Source organism: Stenotrophomonas sp. 05L44_2, assembly GCF_056665995.1.
Genome location: NZ_JBFTNR010001031.1, coordinates 1 through 1,013 on the forward strand (window position 1 = coordinate 1; position 1,013 = coordinate 1,013).

Annotated in this window: 2 protein-coding genes; both read left to right on the top strand. The window is 67.9% G+C overall.

The features are described 5' to 3' along the window. The coding region (locus AC1VAN_RS22880) for a PepSY-associated TM helix domain-containing protein (RefSeq protein WP_480986873.1) at positions 1 to 368 on the top strand (368 nt) is incomplete at its 5' end. Positions 369 to 408: 40 nt separating this feature from the next. Further along, positions 409 to 927: a DUF2271 domain-containing protein gene (locus tag AC1VAN_RS22885; protein ID WP_032975835.1), complete on the top strand. Its 519-nt coding sequence runs from the start codon at positions 409 to 411 to the stop codon at positions 925 to 927. The last annotated feature ends 86 nt before the right edge of the window (positions 928 to 1,013 follow it).

Below are 1,013 nucleotides of genomic sequence, written 5' to 3' on the forward strand. Positions count from 1 at the left end.
GGCTCGACGGTCAGCTGGGCATCTCCATCGGCGGTCGACCCGCCGAATGGTCGGCCGAGGAAATCTATCTGTCACTGCCACGCCCCGGCGGCGACGCCTGGTTGAGCATCGACCGCGAAACCGGCGCGGTGGAGTACGAATCCACCTCGCGCGGCGCGGTGTCCTATCTCAACGACCTGCACAAGGGCCGCAATGCCGGCCCCGCATGGGGCTGGTTCCTGGACGTGTTCGCCGTCGCCTGCCTGGTGTTCTGCATCACCGGCCTGTTCCTGCTGCACCTGCATGCGCGGCAGCGACGCATGACCTGGCCACTGGTCGGCCTGGGCCTGATGATCCCGCTGCTGATCGCCCTGCTGCTGATCCACTGACTTCCACCGTGACTTCCATCCGTTCTTCCGGAGCCGCCCCATGCGCGTCACCCTGACCATCGCCCTCAGCGGCCTGCTGGCCACCTCGCCGGCTTACGCCACCACCCTCGACATCAACGTCGAAGTGCCCAAGCTCAACGTGGCCGAGTACCACCGCCCGTATGTGGCGGTGTGGCTGGAAGGCGCCGACCAGAAGGTCGCCGCCAACCTGTCGGTCTGGTACCAGCAGACCAGCAACAGCGAAGGCCATGGCACCAAGTGGCTGCCCGACCTGCGCCAGTGGTGGCGCAAGAGCGGCCGCACCCTGCAGGTGCCGGTGGACGGCGTGACCGGCCCGACCCGCCCGGCCGGCAAGCACGCGCTGTCGTTCAACGACAAGCAGCCCGCACTGAAGCAGCTGGCCCCGGGCAACTACACCCTGGTGGTGGAAGCGGTGCGCGAAGTCGGCGGCCGTGAACTGCTGAAGATTCCCTTCACCTGGCCGGCCACCGCCGCACAGAACGGCCGCGCGCAGGGCGCCACCGAACTGGGCCAGGTCACCCTCGCCGTCAAACCGTAATTGCCTGAGCCGGGGTCAGAGCCCTTTCCGCTGGAAAGGGATCCGCCCCCATCGCAGCACCCCAGGGGTCGGATCACTTCCGCAGG